Source organism: Bradyrhizobium sp. Cp5.3, from assembly GCF_000426265.1.
Classification (GTDB): Bacteria; Pseudomonadota; Alphaproteobacteria; order Rhizobiales; family Xanthobacteraceae; genus Bradyrhizobium; species Bradyrhizobium neotropicale.
Genome location: NZ_AUFA01000125.1, coordinates 1 through 1,952 on the forward strand (window position 1 = coordinate 1; position 1,952 = coordinate 1,952).

The following is a 1,952-nucleotide window of genomic DNA, read 5'->3' on the forward strand; positions in this document are numbered from 1 at the left end:
TCTTGAGGCTGCCGAACTACCGCATCTATCTCAAGCTTATGATCGATGGAACGCCATCAATACCTTTCAGCGCCGCTACGCTTGAGCCGATATAGAGGCATTTGCCAAACTGGCATAATCGCGTGTCTACCTCTGTTTTTCTCCTGAAGTACGATCGCGCTCGGACATTGTTCTTTCCGGCGCCCAATTCGGATGTCGGTAGCGAGACGGAGGATCGATCTGCTGCTGTTGTGAGGACGCTGCGCAGCTCCGCCTCGCTATCCGGCACCCGAGTGGTTCGGGCTGACGGTAGTGAGGAGAAGAACATGTCCACGATTGCCCTTTCGTACAAGGCCGTAAAGCTAATGAAGCTCTGCGATATCGAAGGCTTCCAAAGCCTCGACGATCTTCTGTTGGTGGTCGCCCTTAAGGACTCGGCATGTCCAGCCATCTGTATAACGGAAGGATGTGATCACACGGCAAACATGGAGCCGGACCAGGACCAGGGGTTCTGCGAGGCCTGCGGTGGCAACACCGTCGTGTCGGTACTTGTGCTCGCCGGTCTCATCTAAGAGATCAGCCATGCAGGTCCGAAACTTCTATCACTGCCCAGAGTGCGGTCGCGAGTGGACGGACGTGTGGTCCGCACAGTGCGAAAATGACTGCCCGCACTGCGGCGCATGTCATATCTCACCATACAAAAGCGAAGACGCGGAGGAGAGCGATGACGAATAGGATTGCTCTTCTCAACGACGCCTTCCGCCGCACGTTTAGCGGCGGCAAGGTAATGATGACATCAGGCGTCAATGAACTGCCGGACTGCGTGAAGGCTGAAGCGCTCATTCAAGTGGCGAACTTCGCTGAATTCACCGAGAACAACGATCCGTATGACGAGCACGACTTCGGCAGCTTCGATCTGGTCGGTCGGAGGTTCTTTTGGAAGATAGACTATTACGACAAGCGGTGCGAGTTCGGCTCTGACGACCCCGCAGACCCTAAGAAGACGACGCGTGTTCTCACACTCATGCTTGCCCAAGAGTATTGAGTAATAGGATGCTCCCTTGTTGCCCCGCGATTTGCGGGGCGTTTCTTTGCCCTAGCGGGCCGCCGCCGCTAACCCGGGCTCGCCGGTCCTGCTTTCGGGGTCGGTCATTTCGACGGGGTCGAGGTTGAACGCGCGATCAGCTCCAGAGCGCGGTCCACGTCTTCGGGCCGACAATTCCGTCGACCTTCAGAGGATTGTGATCGAAATCAACGTGGGATGCTTGGAATGCCTTCACCGCAGCCTCAGTGTGCGGACCAAAATCGCCGTCTACGGCCCCAGGATCAAGTTGAGGATCCGCGTAGGATTTGAGGATCTCCTGAAGCAGCCTCACACTGCTGCCCTTTGAGCCCTTCTTGACCGTTTCTGGCGTGAGCCTAAACCAAGTCTGCTGACCCACGATGCCGTCGACTGTTAGGGGAAAGGAGAACGCCCAGAAATGCCCTACGGATCGATCCGTTTGATAACGTCTGACCGCGTTTAGGGTCACGGGTCCGAAGACCCCGTCCTCTGTGCCGGGAGGAAGATAACGTCGCTCAATCAACGCCCTTTGCGCCCTCTTTACTGCATCACCTTTCGAGCCAAGTTTGATGATAGGTTCGGCCATATCGATTATTCCCTAATTGCGTGGTGCACGATTGGTTTTCGGCGACCCACCAGCGTGAAGATGCGCCTTTAGTATCGTAGCCGGCCCTAGGAAACTGATCACCTGCTCAATCTGGTGGGGTCTGTGCTGGAAATGGCCCGCACAACCCCGACAAGCACTTCGGCCAGGCCGTAGCGATGGGCTTGCGCGGAGCCTTTAGTGGTGAACCTTCAGCCTGATGAGACCAAGGCCGGAGCTATCGCCAAATTTTGGTGACGGCGCGGCCGGTCAGGCGGCGGCGGTTATGGGCTGACGGTCAGTCGGTTTGGCGATGACCTCGATCCC

At 56.8% G+C, this 1,952-nt stretch carries 3 protein-coding genes; 2 read left to right on the forward strand and 1 reads right to left on the reverse strand.

Annotated elements, in window-relative coordinates; translation table 11 throughout:
* Positions 1-305: 305 nt before the first annotated feature.
* On the forward strand, positions 306-551 hold the full coding sequence (locus K289_RS51335) for a hypothetical protein (RefSeq protein ID WP_156918473.1): 246 nt from the start codon (positions 306-308) through the stop codon (positions 549-551).
* 152 nt (positions 552-703) lie between these two features.
* Positions 704-1,024, forward strand: a complete 321-nt coding sequence (locus K289_RS0140725; RefSeq protein WP_027556533.1) for a DUF3768 domain-containing protein — start codon at positions 704-706, stop codon at positions 1,022-1,024.
* 136 nt (positions 1,025-1,160) lie between these two features.
* Here K289_RS0140725 and K289_RS47350 read toward each other — a convergent pair whose 3' ends face one another.
* A complete protein-coding gene (locus tag K289_RS47350; RefSeq protein WP_051311363.1) occupies positions 1,161-1,628 on the reverse strand; it encodes a peptidoglycan-binding protein in 468 nt (155 codons plus the stop codon).
* Positions 1,629-1,952 lie beyond the last annotated feature (324 nt).